21 protein-coding genes are annotated in these 22778 nt (G+C 71.0%); 10 read left to right on the forward strand and 11 right to left on the reverse strand.

Annotated elements, in window-relative coordinates; translation table 11 throughout:
- Nucleotides 1-17 precede the first annotated feature (17 nt).
- Complete coding sequence (locus AC6EUL_RS14200; protein ID WP_056277444.1) at nucleotides 18-2375, reverse strand: calcium-binding protein; 2358 nt, start codon at nucleotides 2373-2375, stop codon at nucleotides 18-20.
- A 164-nt stretch (nucleotides 2376-2539) separates the two neighbouring features.
- Complete coding sequence (locus AC6EUL_RS14205; RefSeq protein WP_499870802.1) at nucleotides 2540-4693, reverse strand: S9 family peptidase; 2154 nt, start codon at nucleotides 4691-4693, stop codon at nucleotides 2540-2542.
- A gap of 453 nt (nucleotides 4694-5146) precedes the next feature.
- On the opposite strand from AC6EUL_RS14205, the gene AC6EUL_RS14210 reads away from it, so the two are divergent.
- A complete protein-coding gene (locus tag AC6EUL_RS14210; protein ID WP_056211977.1) occupies nucleotides 5147-5581 on the forward strand; it encodes a Ros/MucR family transcriptional regulator in 435 nt (144 codons plus the stop codon).
- Nucleotides 5582-5891: 310 nt separating this feature from the next.
- Entirely contained in the window at nucleotides 5892-6698 is an 807-nt protein-coding gene (locus AC6EUL_RS14215; RefSeq protein ID WP_244476512.1) for a DUF6456 domain-containing protein, read from the forward strand.
- A 21-nt stretch (nucleotides 6699-6719) separates the two neighbouring features.
- Here AC6EUL_RS14215 and AC6EUL_RS14220 read toward each other — a convergent pair whose 3' ends face one another.
- The 3 genes from AC6EUL_RS14220 to AC6EUL_RS14230 all read right to left on the reverse strand — a co-directional run bounded on the left by AC6EUL_RS14220 (nucleotide 6720) and on the right by AC6EUL_RS14230 (nucleotide 9405).
- On the reverse strand, nucleotides 6720-7145 hold the full coding sequence (locus AC6EUL_RS14220) for a SufE family protein (protein WP_499870805.1): 426 nt from the start codon (nucleotides 7143-7145) through the stop codon (nucleotides 6720-6722).
- Nucleotides 7146-7214: 69 nt separating this feature from the next.
- A complete protein-coding gene (locus AC6EUL_RS14225) occupies nucleotides 7215-8255 on the reverse strand; it encodes a sensor histidine kinase (RefSeq protein ID WP_499870807.1) in 1041 nt (346 codons plus the stop codon).
- Nucleotides 8256-8400: 145 nt separating this feature from the next.
- Complete coding sequence (locus tag AC6EUL_RS14230; RefSeq protein ID WP_056211971.1) at nucleotides 8401-9405, reverse strand: 2-hydroxyacid dehydrogenase; 1005 nt, start codon at nucleotides 9403-9405, stop codon at nucleotides 8401-8403.
- 276 nt (nucleotides 9406-9681) lie between these two features.
- Here AC6EUL_RS14230 and AC6EUL_RS14235 point away from each other — a divergent pair, with 276 nt between their 5' ends.
- Nucleotides 9682-10239, forward strand: a complete 558-nt coding sequence (locus AC6EUL_RS14235; RefSeq protein WP_056211969.1) for an SH3 domain-containing protein — start codon at nucleotides 9682-9684, stop codon at nucleotides 10237-10239.
- A gap of 27 nt (nucleotides 10240-10266) precedes the next feature.
- On the opposite strand, the gene AC6EUL_RS14240 is transcribed toward AC6EUL_RS14235, so the two are convergent.
- Together AC6EUL_RS14240 and AC6EUL_RS14245 are read right to left on the reverse strand one after the other, a co-directional pair.
- A complete protein-coding gene (locus AC6EUL_RS14240; RefSeq protein WP_056211967.1) occupies nucleotides 10267-10683 on the reverse strand; it encodes a cupin domain-containing protein in 417 nt (138 codons plus the stop codon).
- Nucleotides 10684-10805: 122 nt separating this feature from the next.
- Nucleotides 10806-12194 carry a GGDEF domain-containing protein gene (locus AC6EUL_RS14245; protein WP_200927250.1) on the reverse strand — a complete coding sequence of 463 codons (1389 nt, stop codon included), beginning with the start codon at nucleotides 12192-12194 and terminating at the stop codon, nucleotides 10806-10808.
- 949 nt (nucleotides 12195-13143) lie between these two features.
- Between AC6EUL_RS14245 and AC6EUL_RS14250 the strand changes: the two genes are divergently transcribed.
- From AC6EUL_RS14250 to AC6EUL_RS14260, 3 genes are read left to right on the forward strand one after another with little or no spacing between them, the layout of a single operon-like run.
- Complete coding sequence (locus tag AC6EUL_RS14250) at nucleotides 13144-13884, forward strand: hypothetical protein (protein ID WP_499870811.1); 741 nt, start codon at nucleotides 13144-13146, stop codon at nucleotides 13882-13884.
- Entirely contained in the window at nucleotides 13829-15109 is a 1281-nt protein-coding gene (locus AC6EUL_RS14255) for a DNA-packaging protein (protein ID WP_499870813.1), read from the forward strand. Before AC6EUL_RS14250 ends, AC6EUL_RS14255 begins: the two co-directional genes overlap by 56 nt.
- A gap of 35 nt (nucleotides 15110-15144) precedes the next feature.
- Nucleotides 15145-16311, forward strand: coding sequence for a phage portal protein (locus AC6EUL_RS14260; RefSeq protein ID WP_056211958.1), 1167 nt, complete (start codon nucleotides 15145-15147; stop codon nucleotides 16309-16311).
- A 68-nt stretch (nucleotides 16312-16379) separates the two neighbouring features.
- On the opposite strand, the gene AC6EUL_RS14265 is transcribed toward AC6EUL_RS14260, so the two are convergent.
- A complete protein-coding gene (locus AC6EUL_RS14265) occupies nucleotides 16380-16826 on the reverse strand; it encodes a type II toxin-antitoxin system VapC family toxin (RefSeq protein WP_499870816.1) in 447 nt (148 codons plus the stop codon).
- Nucleotides 16823-17167, reverse strand: coding sequence for an antitoxin of toxin-antitoxin stability system (locus tag AC6EUL_RS14270; protein ID WP_499870818.1), 345 nt, complete (start codon nucleotides 17165-17167; stop codon nucleotides 16823-16825). Before AC6EUL_RS14270 ends, AC6EUL_RS14265 begins: the two co-directional genes overlap by 4 nt.
- Before the next feature lie 187 nt (nucleotides 17168-17354).
- On the opposite strand from AC6EUL_RS14270, the gene AC6EUL_RS14275 reads away from it, so the two are divergent.
- Together AC6EUL_RS14275 and AC6EUL_RS14280 are read left to right on the forward strand one after the other, a co-directional pair.
- The gene (locus AC6EUL_RS14275) at nucleotides 17355-17924 is read left to right on the forward strand and encodes an HK97 family phage prohead protease (protein WP_056350924.1); all 570 of its coding nucleotides are present in this window, start codon (nucleotides 17355-17357) and stop codon (nucleotides 17922-17924) included.
- Between the two features lie 50 nt (nucleotides 17925-17974).
- Nucleotides 17975-19273 (forward strand): phage major capsid protein, encoded by a 1299-nt coding sequence (locus AC6EUL_RS14280; RefSeq protein WP_499870826.1) that lies wholly within the window; start codon nucleotides 17975-17977, stop codon nucleotides 19271-19273.
- 537 nt (nucleotides 19274-19810) lie between these two features.
- Here AC6EUL_RS14280 and AC6EUL_RS14285 read toward each other — a convergent pair.
- Both AC6EUL_RS14285 and AC6EUL_RS14290 read right to left on the reverse strand, forming a co-directional pair.
- Entirely contained in the window at nucleotides 19811-20722 is a 912-nt protein-coding gene (locus tag AC6EUL_RS14285; RefSeq protein WP_082501477.1) for a S1 family peptidase, read from the reverse strand.
- Between the two features lie 114 nt (nucleotides 20723-20836).
- Nucleotides 20837-21625, reverse strand: a complete 789-nt coding sequence (locus AC6EUL_RS14290; RefSeq protein WP_499870821.1) for a S1 family peptidase — start codon at nucleotides 21623-21625, stop codon at nucleotides 20837-20839.
- A gap of 40 nt (nucleotides 21626-21665) precedes the next feature.
- Here AC6EUL_RS14290 and AC6EUL_RS14295 point away from each other — a divergent pair, with 40 nt between their 5' ends.
- A complete protein-coding gene (locus AC6EUL_RS14295) occupies nucleotides 21666-22235 on the forward strand; it encodes a head-tail connector protein (protein ID WP_056277425.1) in 570 nt (189 codons plus the stop codon).
- A gap of 26 nt (nucleotides 22236-22261) precedes the next feature.
- Nucleotides 22262-22630 (forward strand): head-tail adaptor protein, encoded by a 369-nt coding sequence (locus AC6EUL_RS14300; RefSeq protein ID WP_056277422.1) that lies wholly within the window; start codon nucleotides 22262-22264, stop codon nucleotides 22628-22630.
- Nucleotides 22631-22778: the final 148 nt, after the last annotated feature.

Genomic DNA, 22778 nt, shown 5'->3' on the forward strand with positions numbered 1-22778 from the left:
GGGCAGGCGGTGCCGTTCTACATGAAGATCAGCTCGTTGATCTGACCGGCCAGGTCGGCATCGTAGGACCAGTTCGACTTCCCTACTAGATCGCTGGTGCGGAGCACATCGCGGGGAACGCCCCCTGGACCCTCGGCCATCAGGGTGTCGTTCTTGAACAGGCGCATGTAGCCCCCGTCGTCCACACTGGCCTGCCATCGGGCCGTTTCGCCTTCCACGATCGCATCGTAGGCGGTGATCCGGTAGGTTTCCGACCCCGCGATGATCTCGAAGGCCATGTCGTCACTCGTCCAGGCTTGACCGAGCCAGACGTTGTCCTCCCAGGCCCCGTTGCCGGTGTCGAAGATGCGCTGGTAACTGCCACCGGCCAGATCGTCGAAGCGGGCTTCGGCGAACACCTTGAAGGCGCCCTCGATCTCTGGGATCCCTTTGTACGCGGTGACCTCCAGGTCGCTGACCTTGCCCGCCAGTGGGGCATCGATGGACCAGGGGGATTTGCCGACGAACTCATTGGTCCGTTCGATGTCCTTCGGCACGACGCCCTGCCCCTCGGCCAGGATCGTACCGTCCTTGAACAAGCGCATCCAGCCCGCCTCGTTGACGCTGGTCGTCCAGGACGCCTCCTGTCCCTCCACGATCGCATTCCTGGCAATCAGGGTTCCCTCCCTGCTCCCGTTCTGGATCGTGAACTGCATGTCATTCGACGTCCCGATCTGGCCGAGGAAGACGTTGTCGCCACTCGTTCCGTTGCCCAGGTCGTAGACCCGCTGCCAGGGACCCGCATCGAGATCGTCGAACCGGACCTTGGCGGTGGCCGAGAAGGCGCCGTGAAGATCGGCGACTCCGTCCGCCTTGAAGCTCAGGTCGTAGACGGTGCCCATGAGGTCCGTGTCGTATGACCAGTTGGACTTGCCCACGAGGTCGCTCGTACGGACGATGTCGCGGGGGACCTCACCCTGCCCCTGCGCCAGGAGGACCCCGTCCTTGGACAGGCTCATGCGCCCGTTGGGGTCCACGGCAGCCGTCCAGCGCGCCTCGACCCCCTGCACGATCGCATCCTTGGCCACGATGCGATGCACGCCGGAGCCGGCATAGATCTCGAAGCCCATGTCGCGGCTGCTGCCGACCTGGCCGAGCCAGATGTTATCGCTCCACGCTCCGTTTCCGGTGTCGAAGACGCGCTGATGGCTGCCGCCGGCGAGGTTATCGAAGCGCACCAGGGCGCTCGCCACGAAGCCGCCGTCGATCTCCGGGATGTCGGCCACGAAGGCTTCGTCGGAGGTGTCCGTCAACAGCATCTCGAACCGGCTCTTGGAGTCGGTCCCGATGGGGCCGAAGCGTGCCCGGAGGTGAGCCAACAAACCCTTCACATCAAGTTCGACGTCGCCGATGCGCAGGGATTCGATCCCCGTGAGGATGTCGACCTCGCCGCTGGCGATGTTCTTGATCCTGAGGGCGCCGCCCCTGCTGGTGGCATCGTAGATGACGGCAAAGTCGGCGGGGTTACCGGAATACGTCGCCCGGTCGCGGCCCTCGCCGCCATCGAGGGTGTCGTACCCCCACCCCCCATCCAGGATATCGTCGCCCGCACCACCGATCAGCATATCGTTGCCGCCGCTGCCGAACAGGCTGTCGTCGCCGGTCCCCCCGTCGATCCGATCGTCGCCCCACCCGCCATCGACCCAGTCGTCCCCACCAAAGGCAAAGAATTCCTCGTTCGGGTAGTCGAGCCCGATCCGGTCAGCCCGCTCGGTGGCGATCGGCATGCCCATATCCTGGAAGATCGCGAGATCGAGATCCGTGATCGCCGCACGGCTGCCCATAGAAGACCAGGGATCCATCAGATCCTCTCGACCGGCGACATGGGAGCGGGAGTCGTCGAGCGGGATCGAGCGGCCGTTCGAAGCCTGAACGTTGGGCCCAGAGAACTCGTTGTTCCCGTTGGACCATGTGGCCGGAAGGTCGACGAATCCCAGGGCATGCCCGAATTCATGCTGGAACAGCGAATAGGCATCGATTTTATCCCACGGAACAGAGGCCGCACCCGTCGGATCGTAGAACAAGCTGTCGAGCCGGTGCTCGCCCAAGGTCACCTTCCCGTCCGGAGCGCCTCCATTTCCGTCCCAACCCAAGCGCGCCTTGTGAATGGCTGCCGAGAAGCGTCCGTCCCAGGTTCCGTTCGGACCCCCGTTCGCGAGATAATTCCCACCTCCGACGTTGCCGATTGCGACGGTGAGGTCGATCGTGCCGTTGCCCTGGATATACTTGCCCCAACCATCGGCGGCAGCTTGCGCAGTGGCTAGGATGAGGTCCGCTCGCCCGCCGGCTTGGCTCCGGGACCAATCGTCGGCCCATGTCACTGAAATTCTCGTCATGCACACCCCCTCGGGACACAACCAAAAGTTGCCTCACGGAGAATGCCGACCAGGGATGCGGCGGATCTTACAAGGATCAATAAAGTTGCGCGGTTCGAAGCAATTCGGGGCGGGATTTCGTCCCGCCCCTCGATCTGGCTCGACCCTTCGCCCGCGTACGCCTCTCAGGCCCTGCCGACGGCCAGCAGGGCGAAGGCCTGGATCAGGCCGACCTCCTCCAGGCGATCGAAGCGCCCGGCGGCGCCCCCATGCCCCGCCTCCATGTTGATGCGCAGGAGGATCGGGCCACCGCCCGTCATGGTCGCCCGCAGGCGCGCGACCCACTTCGCCGGCTCCCAGTAGGTCACGCGCGGGTCGGTCAGGCCACCGAGCGCCAGGATCGCCGGATAGGCCTTGGCCGCCACGTTGTCATAGGGCGAGTAGGCCAGGATCGTCTCGAAGGCCGCGAGGCTCTCGCGCGGGTTTCCCCATTCCGGCCATTCGGGCGGCGTCAGCGGCAGTTCACCATCGAGCATGGTGTTCAGCACGTCGACGAAGGGCACGTCGGCCACGATGCCGGCAAACAGCTCCGGCGCGAGGTTGGCGACCGCCCCCATCAGCATGCCGCCGGCCGAGCCGCCATGGGCCACGATGCGGCCCTGGGCGGTATAGTCGGCTTCGATCAGAGCGCGGGCACAGGCAACGAAATCCGAGAAGGTGTTGGGCTTCTTCTCGCGCTTGCCATCGAGGTACCAGCGCCAGCCCTTCTCGGTCCCGCCACGCACGTGGGCGATGGCGTAGACGAAGCCGCGGTCGACCAGCGACAGCATGTTGGTGCGGAAGGCGGCCGGCATCAGCGTCCCGTAGGAGCCGTAGCCGTAGAGCAGCAGCGGGGCGGTACCGTCGAGCGGGCGATCGCGCCGGTGTAGCAGCGAGATCGGCACGGTCTCGCCGTCCGCCGCCGTGGCGAACAGGCGCCGGGTGACGTAGTCCGCCGGGTTGTGGCCGCTGGGCACGGTCTGACGCTTGCGCAACTGCCGGGCCCGGGTGACGCAGTCGTAATCGTAGGTCTCCGCCGGCGTCGTCATCGACGAGTAGGTGAAGCGGATCACCGCCGTCTCGAACTCGTGCCCCGGCTGCAGGCCGAGGGAATAGGCCTCCTCGGCGAAGGCCACCACGTGCTCGTTGCCCTTGGTGTCGCGCACGACGATGCGCGGGCGTGCATTCTCGATCTCGAGGCGCACGAGATGATCGGCGATCACGTGCTGGTGACGAATCATCACGCCGGGACGGTGGGCGATGACGTCGGTCCAGTTCTCGCGACCGGGAGCCTCCACCCGGGCGGTGACGATCTTGAAGTCCTCGGCTCCGTCGGCATTCGTGAGGATGAAGAGGTGGTTGGCCCAATTCTCGACCGAGTAGATCAGCAGCGGCTCGCGCGGCTGCACCACGGTGAGCGTACCCTCCCCCGTCCGACGGTCGAGGAGATGAACCTCGGACGTTTCGTGGTCGCTGGCCGTCACCACCACGTAGTCGCCCGATTGCGTCTCGTCGATATGGACGAAGAAGCCGGAATCGGCCTCCTCGTAGACGAGGGTATCGGCGTCCTGCGCGGTGCCGAGGCGATGGCGCATCACTCGCGCGGGCCGGTGGTTGTCGTCGACGGCGACGTAGAAGAAGGCTTGGGAATCGGCGGTCCAGACCACCTCCCCGGTGGTCGCCTCGACGCGGTCCGTCAGCTCGGAGCCAGTCTCCAGATCACGCACCCGGATGCTGTGCAGTTCCGAGCCCTTGGTGTCGGCGCTCCAGGCGAGCAACCGGTGGTCATCGGAATGGACCGCTGCGGCGATCTCGAAGAAGGTCAGCCCTTCACCTTCGCGATCACCATCGATGAGGATGACCTCCCCCTCTTCCGGCCCCCCATCGGCCGCTGTCTCGGCGCCCTGCCCGGGGATCACCACGACGGTGCGCGGTCGCCGACACACCAGCGGATACTGTCCGCCCTCACGATGGCGGGTGTAGTAGGCATAGGGGCCGTCAGGCTCGGGCACGCTGCTGTCGTCCTCCCGGATCCGAGCACGCATCTCGGCGACGAGGGTTTTGCGCAGTGCAGTGGTGTCCGCGAGCGCGGCGTCCGAATAAGCGTTCTCGCTTGCCAGATGATCCCGGATATCGGCGGGCAGGGCCGCCGGATCCTTAAGGACATCCCGCCAGTTTTTAGCCTTCAGCCAAGCATAGTCGTCGCGGATCACACGGCCGTGCACTTCGTAAGTGTGCGGGCGCACTTCCGCGACCGGAGCGGTGGCTGAAACCGAAAGGCTTGTTGATTGGGAGGCCATCGCAAAAAATCCTGGCGCAGGGTCGAGACACGGAGACGCGTCGCTCCATATTGCCGTGCCATGTGGCGCGAGCGTGAGCTGCAAGCAAGCGCGTGGGGAGTGCGGGACGTGGAACGAGAGATGCTGCCGCTGCTGCGGCAATCTGTCCGACGGTCTCTCGGGGGCTCATGCTCGGACGCCTGGATGAAGATCCCGAGAATTCGGCAAGGTTGAAATATTGTTCGCAACAGTTGCTTGACGTTATCGAACTGCGCACGCCCGTCTTGCGATGTCATTGAGAATAGCATATCAAGAAATCGTAGCGGGCGAAGTTGCTGCGCATTCTATAGCGCATGCAGGACAGACGGTGACGCCGCGGGTTCGATCCGCGGAACGAGCGAGCATCGGCGCGAAGGCGGTCGAGTTGCTTGCGTACCCTATTCACTGCATCGCGTCAGGAGAGCTCTTCCGATTATGACCGACATCGAACACTCCGCGGATTATGTCGAACTGACCGTCGACATCGTTTCGGCTTACGTGAGCAACAACCCGGTGCCTCCCGGCGAACTGGCTCAGTTGATCACGCGCATTCATGGGGCGCTGACCCAGATTGCCAGCGGCCAGATCGAGGCCAAGACGCCTGCTGCGCCGCTTCAGCCCGCAATCTCCGTGAAGAAGTCGGTGACGGCCGATCACATCATTTGTCTCGAAGACGGACGGACCTTCAAGTCGTTGAAGCGCCACCTGCGCGCCAAGTACGACATGAGCCCCGAGCAATACCGCGCCAAGTGGGGCCTGCCGCCCGACTACCCGATGGTTGCTCCGAACTACGCCAAGGCGCGTTCGGACCTCGCGAAGGCGATCGGTCTCGGACAGACCCGCAGCGGGAACTACGACGAAGCGGCTTGAGGCTGCGACCACTCCGGAGCACCCGTGGTCTCCGGAGCCCGTCTCCATTGGCGAAAAGGCCTCGATCGCGTCGCGACCGGCCCCAACCACCCCGAACCGGGACGGGCTGACGAGCGGTCGGCAAAATGGCCGTCAAGACTTGAACTAGGATATTTTTCCCGTACTGTCGGCGTTCTGGCGCGTGCCGCCGCTGTCCTGAGTATTGGAACAAACCATGAACATTGATCGGACTGCCCCGTCGATCGCTGCCGTGCGTCCGGCCCGGGAGTATGGCGCCCGCCCTCTGCACGCCCGTTGCGGGAACGAGGTGTTGAGCCCCAATGCCCGGCGTCTTCTCAACGCCCTCGCGCAGGAAGGCGCTTACGCGCTGCCCGATCCCACCGAGACCGAGGAATGGATCGTCCGGGAGGGCGGCACCGGCATCTCCGTCGGCGGCGGTCGCTTCGGGCGAAGCGCGGGCGCCGAATTGCTGGCCCGGGATCTCGCGGAATGCGGCTCGGGACGCCGGGCCCGCCTGACGATCAGCCCGGCCGGACGGGCGCGGTTGCGCCGGGAAGCGGCCGGCCCGCAGACACCCTATCTCGCCCAGCATCTCGACCTCGTGAGCAGCCTCGTCGCGCCGGACCGGCCGGTCCGCGATGCTTCCGAGAGCCCCCTGGCCTGGATGGCGCGGCGGCGGGATCGCGACGGCACGCCTCTCATCGACGCAGCCTGCTTCGAGGCGGGGGAACGCCTGCGCCGGGACCTGACCGGAGCCGCGCTGATGCCGCGGATGGGTCAGGATTGGAGCGGCGTAAAGGTCGATGGATCAGGTCCGCGGGATCCGGCCGCCGGCTCCGACGCGATGCTGGCCGCACGCCAGCGGGTCCGGGCGGCCCTCGATGCCGTCGGCAGCGACCTGTCCGGCCTGCTGATCGACCTGTGCGGCTTCCTCAAGGGCCTGGAGCGGATCGAGGCGGAGCGACGCTGGCCGGCCCGCTCGGCGAAGGTGGTGGCGCGGATCGCCCTGGCGCGCCTGGCCGAACATTATGGGCTGGAGCGCGCGGCGGTCGGGCCGGACCGTGCCCGGCTGCGCCTGTGGCGGGAAGCCTCGGTGCAAGCGGCGCGGCGGGGCTGATCGGTTCTTGGCGGGGACCGTTCAGGCGGCTGTCAGGCGGATCGCATCCCGGTGGATGCGCTCCGCCATGGCCCGGACGCCGTTGGAACGCTTCGAGGTCAGATGGGCCCCGAGCCCGATCTCCTTGAAGGTCTGGAAGACGTCGACCTTGGCGATGTCCTCCGGCGCCTTGCCGTCATGAAGGGCCATGACGAGGGCGATCAAACCCTTGGTGATCACCGAATCGCTGGTCCCCCGCAGGTGCAGGCGGGCCGGGGTCTCGGCGCGATCGATATGGGCGTCGACCCAGACTTGGCTCTCGCAGCCATGGACCCGGTTCTCCTCGGTCAGCAACTCCTCCGGGAACGGCGGCAGGGCACGCCCGAGTTCGATCAGATACTCGTAGCGGTCCGGGCCCTCATCGAGGATGCCGAAATTGTCGATGATCGTCGCAATATCTGGAAGCATGGGTGGGGGAACGGCTCCTGTGCGGCGGCACCCCTGCGCATATAGTCCATGCCGGCGCCAATGCGATCCTCAGGACGGCTGCGCCAGGACCTCGGGGAGTTGCAGCGCCAGGGGTTCGGCGGCCGTACCGATGCCCCGAACGGCGATCTCGGCCTGCGAAGCATAGGCGGCGATCAGGCGAGGGCCGAGATTCGGCACCTCGAGCTTGCCGGGGGCGGCGCCCTCTCCCGCTCCGGAGACGATGCTGAGGCGCACGGGACCGCCCGCCGCCGCGTCGATCTGGATCGCGATGGTGCAGGCGACCGTCTCGGCGGTGGTGTCGAGGCATTCCGACACAACCTCGGCGACGATCATCCCGAGGGCGTTGGCGGTGCGCGGCTCGACGAGGCTGGTGCCATGGCCGCCGACGGTGACGCCGATGCGCCCCGCCCGGCGCAACTGGCCAAGGCCGGAGGCGAGCCGGTGCAGGTAGTCGCGCAGGTCGATGGAGGCGATGTGGGGTGCCTCGTGAAGGTGCTGCTGCACGAGGGCGATGGCGCGGACCCGTTGACCGAGCGCCTCGAAGCTGCCTCGGCAGGGGGCCGGCGCGGCACGGCCGTAGAGACCGATCAGGCTGACCATCACCTGGAGGTTGTTGCGCACCCGATGGTAGACCTCGGCGAGGAGCGCCTCCTTCTCCACCAGCGCGCGCTCGGAATGCTCCTCGGCATGCTTGCGGTCGGTGATGTCGAAGCAGGTGCCGAGAAATCCGACGAAATCGTCGTTCTCGCGCAAGGGCTTGGCGGTATCGAGCAGCCACCGGTAGGCGCCGTCGTGCCGACGCAGGCGGAACTCGGACGTGAATGGTTCCTGCGCGGCGAACGCCTTGGCTACGATGGCGGCGTGGCGCTCGAGGTCGTCGGGATGAAGGCCGCGACGCCAGCCGTGGCCGAGTTCCTCCTCGACCGAGCGGCCCGTGAAGGCGAGCCAGGATTCGTTGTGATGGACGGCAGCCCCCTGGGGATCGGCACGCCACATCATCAGGGGCACGAAATCGGCGAAACGCCGGAACTCGCCGCACCCCATAACACTCACCGATGCCGCCTCGGTCGACGGTGTGTCCGCGGCCATGATGTCTCGATCCACCCGTTCCAAACACCGGCCCCGTCCGAGCCAGCGCCGGTCAACGTGCCGGGCATGGGCCCGTTCCGATCCTACGTTGTGATGGGGGGCCGCCATCCGCTGCCGGCATGGATGCCGCGGGACGGCGGCGGCGTCAGAGCATGCTGGGCAGGATCCGGTCGGGCGGCCGATGCCCGTCCATGAAGGTCTTGATGTTGATGATGACCTTCTCGCCCATGTCGACGCGGCTCTCGTGGGTGGCCGAGCCCATGTGGGGTAGGAGCACGACCTTCCCGGCGCGGGCGAGCTTGACGAGGCGGGGGCTCACCGCCGGCTCCTGCTCGAACACGTCGAGGCCGGCGCCGGAGATGTCGCCGGCCTCGATCAGGCGGGCGAGGGCGGTCTCGTCGATGACCTCGCCGCGGGCGGTGTTCACCACTACGGCCTCGGGCTTGAGGAGCTTGAGGCGGCGGGCCGAGAGCAGGTGGTAGGTGGCCGGCGTGTGCGGACAGTTCACCGACACGATGTCGACGCGGGCCAGCATCTGGTCGAGGGATTCCCAGTAGGTCGCGTCGAGGTCGCGCTCGATCTGCGCGGGAACGCGCCGTCGGTTGTGATAGTGGATCTGCAGGCCGAAGGCCTTGGCCCGGCGGGCCAGGGCCTGGCCGATCCGGCCCATTCCGACGATGCCGAGGCGCTTGCCGGTGATTCGGCGGCCGAGCATCCAGGTCGGCGACCAGCCGGTGGTCCAGGCGTCGTCCGGGATGATCCGGGCGCCCTCGGTGACCCGGCGGGCCACGGCGAGGATCAGCGCCATGGTCATGTCGGCGGTGTCCTCGGTGAGGACGCCGGGGGTATTGGTGACGGTGATGCCGCGCTCCAGGGCCGCGGCGACGTCGATGTGGTCGACGCCGTTGCCGAAGTTGGCGATCAGCCGCAGGTTCGGGCCGGCCTGGGCGAGGAGTCCCGAATCGATCTCGTCGGTCACCGTCGGGACCAGGACGTCGGCCTCGCGCACGGCCGCCATCAGGGCGTCGGGCGCCATCGGGGCATCGTCGGTGTTGAGTCGGATCTCGAAGAGCTCGCGCATGCGCGCCTCCACGACCTCGGGCAGACGCCGCGTGACGACCACGAGCGGCTTGCGCTTCAACGACGACATGCACCCTCCCCGCGAACGGTGTCGGCCAGCCCCGATCCGACCCGGCCGGTCTCCGGCGCGATCTCCGATGCGGGGGCGACACCGCCGGCTTACCGCGCGTTAACCACGCACCGGTCAAGACATTCGAGACGACCGGGCCGACAGCCGGAAGGCCACGACCCCAGGGTCCCCTCGACCCTAGGGCCTCTCTACCAGAGAGGCCGCGGAACACAATGCACGCCGGGGCCGGCCGCCTCCCTTCGGCTCGCACCGGACAGCGTGAAGGATCACCGGACGATGCGCGCGCCTGCCCTGCTCCTCACCCTCGCGACCCTGCTGTCGGCCGGCGCCGCCGCGGCCGCCCCGGCGTCGGGGGCCGGCCCCGACGTCGCCCTCGGGCCGGTGACGAAGCTGCCCCTGCCGCGCTACGCCAGCCTGAAGACCGACCGGGTCAACCTGCGCGAGGGCCCCTCGAAGGACCACCGCACCCTCTGGGTGTTCCAGCGGGCCGGCCTGCCCGTCGAGATCGTGGCCGAGTTCGAGACCTGGCGCCGCATCCGCGATTCGGAGGGCACCGAGGGCTGGGTGCTGCACTCGCTGCTCTCGGGCCGGCGCACCTCCATCGTCACCGCCGGCAAGGGGGGCGACAAGGCCCCGGTGCCGCTCTACGCCAAGGCCGAGGAGGCCTCCGGCGAGGAGGCCCGCCTCCAGGCCGGCGTCATCGGCAGCGTCAAGACCTGCACCGGCGCCTGGTGCCGGATCATCGTGGCGCTGCCCCAGCGGCGCGGCGACGTGGACGGCTACATCCGCCAGGACCGGCTCTGGGGCGTCTATCCCAACGAGAAGGTCGAGTAGGCCGCCCCCGTCGGCGACGGGCGCCCCTCACGATTGGCGCATGAAGGTGTCGGGCGTCCCCGTGCCGTCGGTGACGAAGCGGATGTCGCGCGGCTCGCGCCGGGGCGTGTCGACGGAGAGGAACACCATCGGCTGCTCGAGGATCTCGGGGACCGCGTGCACCACCCCGCGCTTGAAGAACACCAGCTTGCCGGGGCCGACCTCCACCGGCGCCTCGTCGCCGAATGTCATCAGGCAGCGCCCGGACAGCACGTAGAGGTACTCGTCGCAGGAGGCGTGGCTGTGCGGCGGCGTCGGATGGTAGACCCGGAACACCCGGGCGCTGGCCGCCGGATCGTCGGTGAAGCGGTGATCCGCCACCATGGTGTCGGAGGTCTCGGGCAGGCGCGCGGCCTGCTCCGCCACGTCGAAGACGCCGTGCGCCGTCAGGCTGTCCGTACTCATCGCATGCGTATCCTTGATTTTGCCGGTTGTCTCGCAGCCCCGGCAGAGTAGCGGGAAACGCTGCCGCCGGGGAGCCGGTCCAGGGCGGCCCCCTCGGGTCCGGAAACCGCGCGCGGCGCGGCTCAGCCCGCCCACCGGATCGTGTTGCGGCCGGCCTCCTTGGCCTCGTACAGGGCGCGATCGGCCCGCCGCGCCAGGTCCTCGTAGCTCTCGCCCGACCGGGCGGCGGCGATTCCCATGCTGAGGCTGAGGGACGCCACCGGCTGGCCGCCCAAGGCCAGCGGTGCGTTCTCCACGGCCGCCCGGACGCGCTCGCCGACGCCCCTGGCGAGGTCGAGATCGCTGTGGGGCAGGAGGATCATGAACTCGTCGCCGCCGAGCCGGCCGACCCGGTCCCCGGCGCGGACATGCGACGACACCAGGGCGGCGAAGTGCCGGAGCGCCTGGTCGCCGGCCTGGTGGCCCCAGCGGTCGTTGATCTGCTTGAAATGATCGAAATCCACGGCGATCAGGCTCAGGGAACCCGGCGCCTCCGCGCGCAGCCAGCGCCGGGCCTCGGCCTCGAAGCCCCGGCGATTGAGGGTCCCGGTCAGGGCGTCGGTGATCGCCGAGGCGGTCATCTCCTGGCCGTGCGCGGCCAGGGCCGCGGTGAGGCGGGCCCGGGCGGTCACCTCGGCGGCGACCGGCAGGCAGGTCACGAGCGTCACGGCCAGGAAGGCCTGGAAAGCCTGGGCCTGCGTCGCCGCGTCGGCGGCGATCAGGATCATCGGCCCGCGCCCCTGCATCGTGGCGATCCCCCCGATGACCGCGACCAGCATCACGGCAGCCTCCACGCCGAGGCGTCCGACCCGGAACGTGACGAGCATCAGCGGAGGAAAGATCGCGAAGAGCAGGGGCCGCGTCGCCAGGAAGAAGACGCCGTAGGCGACGAGGCCCACCAGGACCAGCAGCGCGGCCGAAAGGCCTCGTTCGCGCCAGGTCTTCCGGGCGAAGCCGTCCACGAAGTCGCCCCGGACGACCGTGGAGAGGAAGGGTGTGAAGACCAGGAGGCCGAGGCCGTCGCTGGCGACCCAGGTGGCGAAAGCCTTGGGCAAGGGTTCGCCGTACAGGGCGAAGGCCGTCAGGCTGCCGGGAACGGCGCTCACCGCGGGCGCCACCAGGCCCGCCACCAGGATGAAGCGCAGGACGGCGCCCGTCGTGTGCAGGATGCCCTCCCGCTCGCCCGATCGCCGCAGGAGGGAGACGGCCAAGCCGACCTCGATGAGATTGGCGAGGCCGTAGAGGATCGCTCCCGCAGAGGCCCCCCGGGTGATCAGGTTGGCGGCGACGCCGGCCACGAAGCCCGCGCTCAGCACCGCGCCCCAGCGCGGCCGCTCCTGCGCGAGCAGGAGGGCCACGAGGATCGCGTTGGCCGGCCAGATGGTGGCGATGTCGCGTCCGTTGCTCGTCAGATGGATCGTCAAAGCGGCGGCTGCGAAGTACGAGATCGCCGCGAGGAACCAGATCCCCACGATCGGATGCCCAATCAGTCTGACTAAATCTCTGATGATCATGCCTAAATCTAAGTCTTGTCAGATTGATTATTAGTTAAATCCGATAAAACTCGACTAAAGGCTGAATCCATGACTGTAGTTGCATCTTGGATCTGCGTATCAACCCGGATCATCCCGGAGCGTCGCGGTTTGCCGGCGAGGCCGGCGGTCGCGGCTCTGCGGGCCGCCACGGCCGATCACCCGGCCTTTTAGACCCTGCGCAAGCCGCCCCGATCGCGTGCGCGAATCCGGATCGGCGCGTCCACCGCCCGGTGCAGGGTCGGCCTGCGCCGGTGCTTCATGCACGCCCCCTCTCCGGGAGATGGGCTTGTCCGGGCACGACGCAGGCGGGCGCGCATGATGTCCTGTTCCCTCCGATGCGTCGTCGCGCATCGCTGTCCACTCGGAAGTCTTCCGATCATCTTGTTGGGCGAGCAGGATGATTCGTCTTAACAAAGGACTGATGACGAAATTGTGATTTCGTCTTGGATGATGCCATTCAGGTCTTTTCGGGGGGCCTCGAAACGTCGGCGTCCCACCAATGCCCTCCTTTCGATCATGTCCGTTTGCCGGCACGGATCGCTCGCCGGACGCCGCGGTGACGTCCGCGCGTCTCGATGTCCGGGCGGCGACGAAGCTCAGGATCGAACCAATCCGGCCGCTTCAACGCCTGATCCTGAGGGAACATCCGGTCGTTGCCGGCCGAGACCGGAATGAAGCGTGGGACGTCCCGCCGCGCGATGCCCGGGACCGGGGAGCGCCGGGCGGTTCCATCGACCCGGGATCGGGTCGTCATCGGGTGTCTGCCCTCTTCGCGCCCGGCAGAATCCCACCATCGCGCGACGATGAATAAAGTCCATGAATGGGATTTTATGTTTGACAGCGCGACGCTCCTGGGGTATCAACAGGGCACGCTCAGGAAGTGTGAGTGGCACGGGAGACGGCGATGGCGAAGCTCGTGCCGATCGTCGCCTCGATCCGGGGGGCCGTCGAGGCGGCCATGCGGGACACCACGCGCCCCGTCACCGCCATCGCGGCGGAGACCGGGGTGCGGGTCACCACCATCCGGACCTGGAACAAGCGCTTCGGCTGGCGCCCCGCGGCGGCGACGGCCTCCACGGCCTTCACCCCCGCGCGCTGGAAGCCGGCGCGGCGGGCGGCGGTGGCCCGGCTCTACCGCGAGGACTGGATCGATATCGGCGACCTCGCCCAGGCCCTGGGCGTCGCCCGGCACCGGGCCGAGGCCCTGTTCGCCCAGTGCGGCCTGGAGGGGCGCCGGCCCGGCGAGGTCGGGCGCGCCCTGGGGCTGGACGCCGATCCCCGCCGGATGCGGGCGGCGCTCCGGGCGCAGATCGCCCGGCAGATCCTGCATTTCGACGCGGCCCTGAACGGGGCGGCGGGCGCTCCGGCCTTCGACAGCGCCCGGGTCCTGCGGGATCTCGGCGGCCTGAAGCGCCTTCTCGACGAGACGACCGACGACGGGGCGGGGGGAAGCGATGGGGCAGGCTCCGGCGACCACGACGCGACCGCCCGCGACGGGGCGGGTGACGACCTGCCCGCCCTGCGCGCGGAGATCGCGCGGCGCGCTGCGGCACTCGGCGGCGAGCGGGCGGATGCCGGCCCTGCTGGCGAGCCTGCCGCCGCCCCTGATCCGGGCCCTGGCGACTGACTGGCTGCTGGCGGCGCGGGACGACCAGCTTCCGCCCTGCCCGGCCCTGCCGGACTGGACCACCTGGGCGGTGATCGGCGGGCGCGGGGCGGGCAAGACCCGCACCGGGGCCGAGTGGGTCCGCGCCCTGGCCCTGGGCGACCCGGCCTTCACCGCCCGGCCGGTGGGGCGGATCGCCCTCGTGGGCGAGACCTTCGCGGACGTGCGCGACGTCATGGTGGAGGGGCCCTCCGGCCTCCTCGGCCTGGCCGGGCAACGGCCGCGCTGGTCGCCCTCCCGCCGGCGCCTCGACTGGGACAACGGCGCGGTCGGCCTCGCCTTCTCGGCCGAGGAGCCGGATTCCCTGCGCGGGCCCCAGTTCGGCGCGGCCTGGTCGGACGAGATCGCCAAGTGGCGCTACGCCGAGGCCGCCTGGGACATGATCCAGTTCGGCCTGCGCCTGGGGCACCGCCCGCGGGGCCTCGTCACCACCACGCCCCGGCCGATCCCGCTGCTGCGGCGGATCCTCACCGACCCGCGCACCGTGGTCAGCCGGGCGCGCACCGCCGACAATGCGGCGAACCTCGCGCCGGCCTTCCTCGAGGCGGTGGTGGGCCGCTACGCCGGCACCCGGCTGGGGCGCCAGGAGCTCGACGGCGAGCTGATCGCGGACCGGGCCGACGCCCTCTGGAGCCGCGACCGCCTGGAGGCGGCCCGCGTCCCGGCGGCGCCGGAGGCCCTGCGCCGCATCGTCGTGGCGGTGGACCCGCCGGCCTCCTCCAAGGCCGGGGCGGATGCCTGCGGGATCGTCGCCGCCGGCCTCGACGCCGCCGGCCACGCCTACGTGCTGGCCGACGCCACCTTGGGCCGGGCCGCCCCCGAGGCCTGGGCCGCGACAGCGCTGGCGCTCTACCACCGTCTCGCGGCCGATAGCCTCGTGGTCGAGGTCAACCAGGGGGGCGAGATGGCCACCGCCGTCCTGCACCAGGTCGACGCCGCCGTGCCGGTGACCCCCGTGCGGGCGACGCGCGGCAAGTACCTGCGGGCCGAGCCGGTCTCGATGCTCTACGCACAGGGCCGCGTCCACCATGTCGGCGCCCTGCCGGCGCTGGAGGACGAGCTCTGCGACTTCGGGCCGGACGGCCTCTCCTCCGGCGCCTCGCCGGACCGCCTCGACGCCCTGGTCTGGGCCCTGACGCATCTCCTCCTGCGCAGCGGCCCCGAGCCGCGCATCCGGCGGCTCTGACGCCCCGTCCACACCGACGCTTCCGCGAGGCCCCGATGGCGAACCTCCTCTCCCGGCTCGTGCGCCGCGCCGCGCCCGCGGCCCCCGACAGCAAGGCGGCGCCCCTCGCGGGCCTCGGCGTCGCCTTCTACGGCGAGGGCCCGGCCTCCTGGACGCCGCGGGACATCGGGGCGCTGGCCCGCGCGGGCTTCCAGAGGAACGCCATCGTGCACCGGGCCGTGCGGCTGGTGGCCGAGGCCGCCGCCGCCCTGCCCCTCGGGCTGGCGGGGACGTCCGCCGCCGGGCCGCACCCTCTGGCGGCGCTGCTGGCCCGGCCGAACCCGCGCCAGGGCGGCGCGGCCCTGCTCGAATCGCTCTACGGGCACCTGATGGTCTCCGGCAACGCCTACCTCCAGGCCACGGGCCTCGACGGCGTGCCCCGCGAGCTCCACGCCCTGCGGCCCGACCGGATGCGGGTGGTGCCCGGCCCCGACGGCTGGCCGGCGGCCTACGACTACGCGGTGGGCGGCCGCACCCTGCGCTTCGACCAGGGCGCGGACGGCGTGGCCCCGATCCTCCACCTCACCCTGTTCCACCCGACCGACGACCATTACGGCCTCTCCCCGATGGAGGCGGCGGCGGTGGCCCTCGACATCCACAACGCGGCGGGGGCCTGGAACAAGGCGCTCCTCGACAACGCCGCCCGGCCCTCCGGCGCCCTGGTCTTCGCCACCGCCGCCGGCTCCACCTTGAGCGACGCGCAGTTCACCCGGCTCAAGGGCGAGCTCGAGGCGAACTACCAGGGCGCCGGCAATGCCGGGCGGCCCCTGCTGCTGGAGGGCGGGCTCGACTGGAAGCCCCTGGCGCTCTCGCCCAAAGACATGGATTTCGTCGAGGCCAAGAGCGGGGCCGCCCGCGAGATCGCCCTCGCCTTCGGGGTGCCGCCCCTGCTGCTGGGCCTGCCCGGCGACAACACCCACGCCAACTACGCCGAGGCCAACCGCGCCTTCTACCGCCAGACCGTGATCCCCCTGGTGCGCCGCACCGCCGAGGCCCTGGCCCACTGGCTGGAACCGGCCTTCGGCCCCGCCCGCCTGGAGCCCGACCTCGACGCCATCGAGGCCCTGGCCCCCGAGCGCGAGAGCCTGTGGCGCCGGGTCCAGGCCGCCGACTTCCTCACCGAGGCGGAGAAGCGCGAGGCGGTGGGCTACGGGCCGCGCTGAGGTCGGACGGTCCGCCGGCCCAAACCCGCCGGCCCAAGCCCGCCGGCCCAAGCCGCAGATCCCGTGTCTCAGGTCCCGTCCAAAGCCGGAGGGTTCGTCTCGGACTGGCCGGCCGGCCGCACCTGCGCCGACCCGGAACAGCGGACGAACGCCACGGGATAAGCCGGAACGTGCCGATCCTCGGAGACGAAGACGGCGCCCTCGGCGTTTGCCTGGGCGATGAGCAGGTGATCCCACGGATCCCCGTGGTGGCGCGGAAGGTCACCGAGGGCCAGCAGATGCGCCGGGGCGATCCCGATGATGTCGAAGCCCTGGTCCCGCACCGCGTCGAGGATCCTGTCGAGGTCTGCCTTCACCTTTCCGACCCGCACCTTCACCTGGATCTCCCAGAGGGACGCGACCGAGACAAGCACGTCGTTGGCGGGGTCCGCGATCATGTCCTGGGCGGCCTGGCCGAGTCTCGGGTCCGCGAGCAGCCACCAGAGCAGGGCGTGCGTATCGAGAAGAAGCCTCATTCCCCCCGGCTTTCCGAATTCGCGCCCTCCAAATCTTCGCCCTCCAAATCTTCGCCCTCCAAATCTTCGCCCACCAGATCTTCGCCCTCCATGGCGGCCAGCAGCTCAGGAGGCAGGACATCGAAATCCGGTGCCATCTCGATCTGCCCGCGCAGGGTGCCGGGCCGGCGCAGACGGGACGGTGGGGGCGGCTGCACGATCGCGATCACCTCGTTGTGGGCGGTCACCGCGAAGGATGCGCCGTGGCGCACCTGCCGCATGAAGCCGGCGAAGTTGCCGCGAAACTCGCGCACGCCGACCTTTCGCGGCGGCTCTGGTGAAGCCTCGTCGTCCTGGGCCATGACCCGCCTCCATTGTGCACACACGATGTGTACACAGCGGAACGAAGCGGTCAACGCGAACCACCCCGGTCCGTCGCACCGGTGCTCACCACCGCCCCCCGTCCCCTCGCAGGGTCCTGCTCGCGGCGGCTCGAAGGATAGGCCGGAGCCGGCCGTCTCCCTCTCAAACCACGCGGCGGAGTTTCCCATGGACGGCCATTTCACCGGCTATGCCAGCCTGTTCGGCGTGCCCGATCTCGGGCGCGACGTGGTGGCGCCGGGCGCCTTCGGGCAGAGCCTCGCGACGCGGGGCGTCGCGGGGGTGCGGATGCTCTGGCAGCACGATCCGGCCGAGCCGGTGGGGCGCTGGCTCGCCCTGCGCGAGGATGCCCGCGGTCTGCGGGTGGCGGGCCAGCTCAACCTCGCGGTTCAGCGCGCCCGCGAGCTCGACGCGCTGCTCGGCGCGGGCGGCCTCGACGGGCTCTCGATCGGGTTCCGCACGGTGCGGGCGCAGCCCCAGCGCGGCGGCCTGCGCCGGCTCGAGGCGATCGACCTCTGGGAGATCTCCCTGGTCACCTTTCCGCTCCAGGCGGGCGCGCGGATCGCCGCCCCGGCCCAGGCGGGCCTCGCCACGGCTCGGGCCGCCGCCGCCCTGGCGCAGGACATCCGGGCTCTCGCCCACCGCATGGCGCCGCCCCGGCGCGCGGCTTCCCCCTCCACCCGGCCCGGGCCCCGGCCCGCCGCCATCCTGCCCGCCCGCTCCGCGAGGTTCGCATGACCGTCCCCGTCCCGTTCGAGACCCACGCCGCCGCCCCGCGCGCGCCCGAGATGAAGGGCGCCTGGCCGCCCCTGGAGGACAAGGCCGCGGGCCGTGCCTCGAACGATCCGGCCCCGTCCGACCCGGCGGTGGGCACCGCCATGGCCGAGCTCGCCCGCGCCTTCGAGGCGTTCAAGGAGACCAACGACGCGCGCCTGGCCGCCATCGAGGGCCGCGCCCCCGGCGACGTGCTCACCGAGGAGAAGCTCGCCCGCATCGACGCCGCCCTCGATACGGCGCGCACCCGCCTCGACCGCCTCACCCTCGACGGCCGCCGCCCGCCCTTGGGAAGTGGCGCGCCCCTGGGCCAGGGCGGGCCGGCGCCGCGCGACGGGGCCAGCCTCGAGCACAAGGCGGCCTTCGACCTCTACGTCCGGTCCGGCGAGAGCGGCGGCCTCAAGCGGCTCGAGGAAAAGGCCCTCTCGGCGGGGTCCGGCCCGGATGGCGGCTACCTCGTGCCGGCCGAGGTCGAGCGCATGGTGCTGACGCGCCTCGCCGCCCTGTCGCCGATCCGGTCGCTGGCCACGGTCCGGGTCATCTCCGGCGGGCAGTACAAGCGCGCGGTCTCGGTGCGCGACGCGGTCTCGGGCTGGGTCGCCGAGACGGCGCCGCGGCCGCAGACCGACTCGCCGGTCCTGTCCGAGCTGACCTTCCCGGCCATGGAGCTCTACGCCATGCCGGCGGCGACGCAGACGCTCCTCGACGACGCCGTCGTGGACATCGATGCCTGGCTCGCCGACGAGGTCGAATCGGCCTTCGCCGAGCAGGAGGGCACCGCCTTCGTCACCGGCAACGGGGTCAGCCGCCCGCGCGGCTTCCTGACCTACGAGCTCGTGGCGAACACCGCCTGGGTGCCGGGCAAGATCGGAACCGTTACGACAGGCGTGTCGGGTGGCTTCGCGGCCGCGAACCCGTCCGACGTGCTGTTCGATCTCGTCTACGCCCTGCGGGCGGGCTACCGGCAGAACGCCACCTTCGTGATGAACCGGCGCCTGCAGAGCACGATCCGCAAGTTCAAGGACGCCGACGGCAACTACCTGTGGCAGCCTCCCCTGGCCGCCGACCGCGCGGCCACCCTCCTGGGCTTCCCCGTGGCCGAGGCGGAGGCGATGCCCAACGCGGGCGCCAACAGCCTCTCCCTCGCCTTCGGCGATTTCCGCCGCGGCTACCTCGTGGTGGACCGCGCCGGCCTGCGGGTGCTGCGCGACCCCTACTCGGCCAAGCCCTACGTGCTGTTCTACACCACCAAGCGCGTCGGCGGCGGCGTCCAGGACTTCGACGCCATCAAGCTCCTGTCCTTCGGGGCGTGAGCCCGACACCCCCGGGCCCCCCGGGCCCGGGGGTGTCCGCTCCGAAGAGCGGGATCAATCTCTGGCTCGGGCCCGAGACCCAGCGTGACGGCGGGACCGGCAGGCTTCAGGAACCCCATCCGTGCGGCTCTCCCGCGAATGGCAGTGATCCGATGGCAGACCGTCCCGATGGCGCGGACGCCCTGACCGTCATGATCTCGGGCGGCTTCGCCCTGGCCTACCAGGCGGCGCTGCCGGCCTTCGAGGCGATGACGGGCTGCGCGTGCGGACCCTGTCGGGCGCCTCCCAGGGTCAGGGTCCGAAGACGATGCGCCATCAGCGAGAGCACGGCGCGGCGGTCGACGTGGTGCCCCTCTCAAACGAGGGCCTGCACAACCCGGTGGAGGCGGGGTGGATCGCCGCAGGTTCGACTGTCGCTCCGGCGAGCCCCCCTCACCTCGGATCGGACCGCGGACGCGATCCGCAGCACGGGCATGCCCCCCGCCAAGCCCGGCCCGGCCCCGTAGGTCGGCAGCCGTTGTCGCCCAGCGCCTCGGCCTACCGCCGGCCCGGCTTGGCCATCCAGTCCGACCGGGTCGCGCCGATGGCGGCGCCGGAGGGCATGCGGGCGAAGTCGGCCGCGCGGGCGTTGATCCAGCCGGCATGCTCGCCGGTGGGCGTCACGGCAGTGAAGCCGCCGCAGGCGGTGCGGGCCTTCCGGTCCTGGCGCATGGCGCCGCTGGACCAGCTCACCACGCCGACGATCTGGTAGCCGCCGGGGCCGCCGCGCAGGATCGGGCCGCCGGAATCGCCCAGGCAGGCACCGGCCCCCGCCGTCTCGGCCATGCGGCGGCGGTCGGTGACCACCGTGACCCGGTTGGCGACCTGCAGCGAGCCGATGGAGACGAGGTGGGCCTGGCGCAGGGTCCGGGCGGTGTTGCGCCGGTTCTCCGCGACCACGCCGAAGCCCGCGATGTCGACGGCGTCGCCGGTGTTGATGGCGCCGCCGCGGGGATCGAGGGGCTGGAAATCGCCGCTCAGGGGCTCGGCGAGCTTGATGACCGCGAGGTCGATGCCCGGCTGGTCCTCCGGCGTGGTGCCGGGCACGAAGTCGGGATGCATGGCGAAGGCGATGGCGTTGATGCGGCGCGAGCGGAACGCCCGGTCGACCGCCACCACGCTGTAGCCGGCCTGATGCATGACGCAGTGGGCGGCGGTGAGCACGAGGTCGCGGGCGATGAGCGTGCCCGAGCAGATCTCGCCCTGGGTGCTCTCGATCCGCACCACCGAGGCGCGCAGGCCGTTGGGATCGCGCGAGACCTCGCCGTTGATCACCGCGGAGGCCGGCAGGGGCGCCAGCGCGCCGAGGGCCGCCGCCAGCACCGTCGCTCCGATCCGGAGGCGGGTGGGACGGGTCGTGTGGCGCACAGCCTTGCTGGGGGCAGCCTTGCGCAGCGCGGTCGGCAACATCGTGTCTCTCCCGCGTCCGGCGATGTTCTGGACGAGAACGGCGTGGAGCCTATCGGAAGGCAATGGCTCGGCCAAGCTCTGGTTCCGCGGACCTTTCGTCATCCGCAGACCCGTTCAGACGCCGGACCAGCGCGCGGCGCTGCCCCAGCCCGACAGGGTCCGGTCGATCCAGTCGCGCTGCGGCCCGAGGAGGACGCCCTGGGAGACGCCGCCGCAGGCCTTGCCGGCGGCCCAGGCGGAGACCGCGAGGACGGCGGGCCCCGCGCCGATCGGCCCGCCGGAATCGCCCTGGCAGGCGCTGGCGCCGCCGGGACCGGCCCCGAGCCAGACCAGGAGGCGGCTCGGTCCGTGGGGCTCGATCACGCCGAGCTCGACGCTGCGGTAGGTCCCGGTGCTGCGGGCATCCCCGGCGGCGGCGACGCCGTAGCCGGACAGGGTCAGGCGCTCGCCCGCCCGCGGCAGCGCGGCGCTGAGGGCGGCCGGCACGAAGCGGCCCGGCAAGGGGGCGGCCAGGCGCACCAGGGCGAGGTCGACCGAGCGGCGGCGCCCCGCCACCGCACCCGCATCGTAGCCCGGATGGAGCGCGCGGGCCGTGATCTCGGCCAGCACCGGCGCGCCGGCCGCGTCCTTGTAATGCACCCGGTGCTCGGCCCGGGCCGCCACGCAGTGGCCGGCGGTGAGCACCGCGTCCGCCGCCACGACGATGCCGGTGCAGACGCCGCCGTTCGAGGACAGCACCATCACGGCCGAGCCCGCCGCCTCGGGGGCGGGGCGGCCGCCCACCACGGCGCCGGCCAGCCCCGAGGCCGGCGGTCCCAGCACGGCCAGCAGCACCGGAAGCCCCAGCAGGGCCGGGGCCCCGCGCCGCGCCGCGCGGCGGGTCCGGCCAGCGTTGCGCGCCATCGGGATCCCTTTCCTGGACGGCCCCCACACGGAGACGACGATGACCCCGATACGCGTCGACGATGCCCGCGTCGAGCCGGTGACGCTGGCGGAGATGCGCGGCGTCCTGCGCCTGGACCCGGACGATGGCGGGGCCGAGGATCCCCTGGTGGAGCGCCTGATCGCGGCGGCCCGGGCGCAGGTGGAGGTGGCCACCCGGCGCATCCTGGCGCCGGGGCGCTACCGCGTGATGCTCACGGCCTGGCCCGGCGACGGCTGGCTGCCCCTGCCGCTCAGCCCCCTCGTGGCCGTGGCGCGGACGGGCCTCGTCGATCCCGGCGGCACCGTCACCGACCTCGCCGCCGGGCTCGTCCGGCCCGGCGCGGACGGGATCGAGGCGCCCGGCCTCGTCATCGACCCGGCGGTGCCGGCCCTCGACCGGCGCGCCGCCCTGATCGAAGTCGACGCGGGCTACGGCGGCGCCGGGCCGCCGCTGCCGCCGGCCCTGGCCCAGGCGATCCGGCTCCTCGTGGCCCACGCCTTCGAGCATCGCGGCGACGGGGCCGGCGACGACGTCCCGCCGCCCGCCCTTGCCGCCCTGGTCGCGCCGCTGCGGCGGCTGCGCCTGTAGCGCGCCCCGTCCCGGAGATCGCCGCCATGCCCCAGCCCCTCCCCCCCGTGCCCATCGGCGCGCGCCGCCGCCGCTTCGTGCTCGAACGTCCCGTGGAGACGCCGGACGGCTTCGGCGGCGTGGTGCGCCGGTTCGAGGCCGGCCCGCTGCTCTGGGGGGCGATCGAGCCCCTGCGCCCGGTCGAGCGGCTCCGCTTCGGCCGCGCCGAGGCGGTCGCCACCCACCGGGTCCGGTTCCGCTTCGGCCCCACGATCACGCCGGCGATGCGCCTCGCCAGCGGCCCGCGCCGCTTCGCCGTGCGCAGCGCGGGCGATCCGGACGGGCGCCGGCGCGACCTCGTCTGCCAGGTCGAGGAACTCAACGTCGAGGAACTCGGTGCCGGGGCCGCCGCATGAGCCTCGCCCCCGCTCCCGCCGGCTCGCCCACCAGCCCGCTCCTGGCGCTGCGCGCCGCCATCCTCGCCTGGCTCGCCACCGACGCGCCCCTGGCGCGGCTGATGGGCGGGTCCCTGCGCCTGGCCGACGAGCCGCCCCGGGGCGTCGC

Source organism: Methylobacterium sp. 001424705, from assembly GCF_059816145.1.

Bases quoted from the DNA above. Each gene is read 5' to 3' on its own strand.
- AC6EUL_RS14200 (WP_056277444.1), bottom strand. From the start codon at position 2,375: ATGACGAGAATTTCAGTGACATGGGCCGACGATTGGTCCCGGAGCCAA.
- AC6EUL_RS14205 (WP_499870802.1), bottom strand. From the start codon at position 4,693: ATGGCCTCCCAATCAACAAGCCTTTCGGTTTCAGCCACCGCTCCGGTC.
- AC6EUL_RS14210 (WP_056211977.1), top strand. From the start codon at position 5,147: ATGACCGACATCGAACACTCCGCGGATTATGTCGAACTGACCGTCGAC.
- AC6EUL_RS14220 (WP_499870805.1), bottom strand. From the start codon at position 7,145: ATGCTTCCAGATATTGCGACGATCATCGACAATTTCGGCATCCTCGAT.
- AC6EUL_RS14225 (WP_499870807.1), bottom strand. From the start codon at position 8,255: ATGGCCGCGGACACACCGTCGACCGAGGCGGCATCGGTGAGTGTTATG.
- AC6EUL_RS14230 (WP_056211971.1), bottom strand. From the start codon at position 9,405: ATGTCGTCGTTGAAGCGCAAGCCGCTCGTGGTCGTCACGCGGCGTCTG.
- AC6EUL_RS14235 (WP_056211969.1), top strand. From the start codon at position 9,682: ATGCGCGCGCCTGCCCTGCTCCTCACCCTCGCGACCCTGCTGTCGGCC.
- AC6EUL_RS14240 (WP_056211967.1), bottom strand. From the start codon at position 10,683: ATGAGTACGGACAGCCTGACGGCGCACGGCGTCTTCGACGTGGCGGAG.
- AC6EUL_RS14255 (WP_499870813.1), top strand. From the start codon at position 13,829: ATGCCGGCCCTGCTGGCGAGCCTGCCGCCGCCCCTGATCCGGGCCCTG.
- AC6EUL_RS14260 (WP_056211958.1), top strand. From the start codon at position 15,145: ATGGCGAACCTCCTCTCCCGGCTCGTGCGCCGCGCCGCGCCCGCGGCC.
- AC6EUL_RS14265 (WP_499870816.1), bottom strand. From the start codon at position 16,826: ATGAGGCTTCTTCTCGATACGCACGCCCTGCTCTGGTGGCTGCTCGCG.
- AC6EUL_RS14270 (WP_499870818.1), bottom strand. From the start codon at position 17,167: ATGGCCCAGGACGACGAGGCTTCACCAGAGCCGCCGCGAAAGGTCGGC.
- AC6EUL_RS14275 (WP_056350924.1), top strand. From the start codon at position 17,355: ATGGACGGCCATTTCACCGGCTATGCCAGCCTGTTCGGCGTGCCCGAT.
- AC6EUL_RS14280 (WP_499870826.1), top strand. From the start codon at position 17,975: ATGAAGGGCGCCTGGCCGCCCCTGGAGGACAAGGCCGCGGGCCGTGCC.
- AC6EUL_RS14285 (WP_082501477.1), bottom strand. From the start codon at position 20,722: ATGTTGCCGACCGCGCTGCGCAAGGCTGCCCCCAGCAAGGCTGTGCGC.
- AC6EUL_RS14290 (WP_499870821.1), bottom strand. From the start codon at position 21,625: ATGGCGCGCAACGCTGGCCGGACCCGCCGCGCGGCGCGGCGCGGGGCC.
- AC6EUL_RS14295 (WP_056277425.1), top strand. From the start codon at position 21,666: ATGACCCCGATACGCGTCGACGATGCCCGCGTCGAGCCGGTGACGCTG.
- AC6EUL_RS14300 (WP_056277422.1), top strand. From the start codon at position 22,262: ATGCCCCAGCCCCTCCCCCCCGTGCCCATCGGCGCGCGCCGCCGCCGC.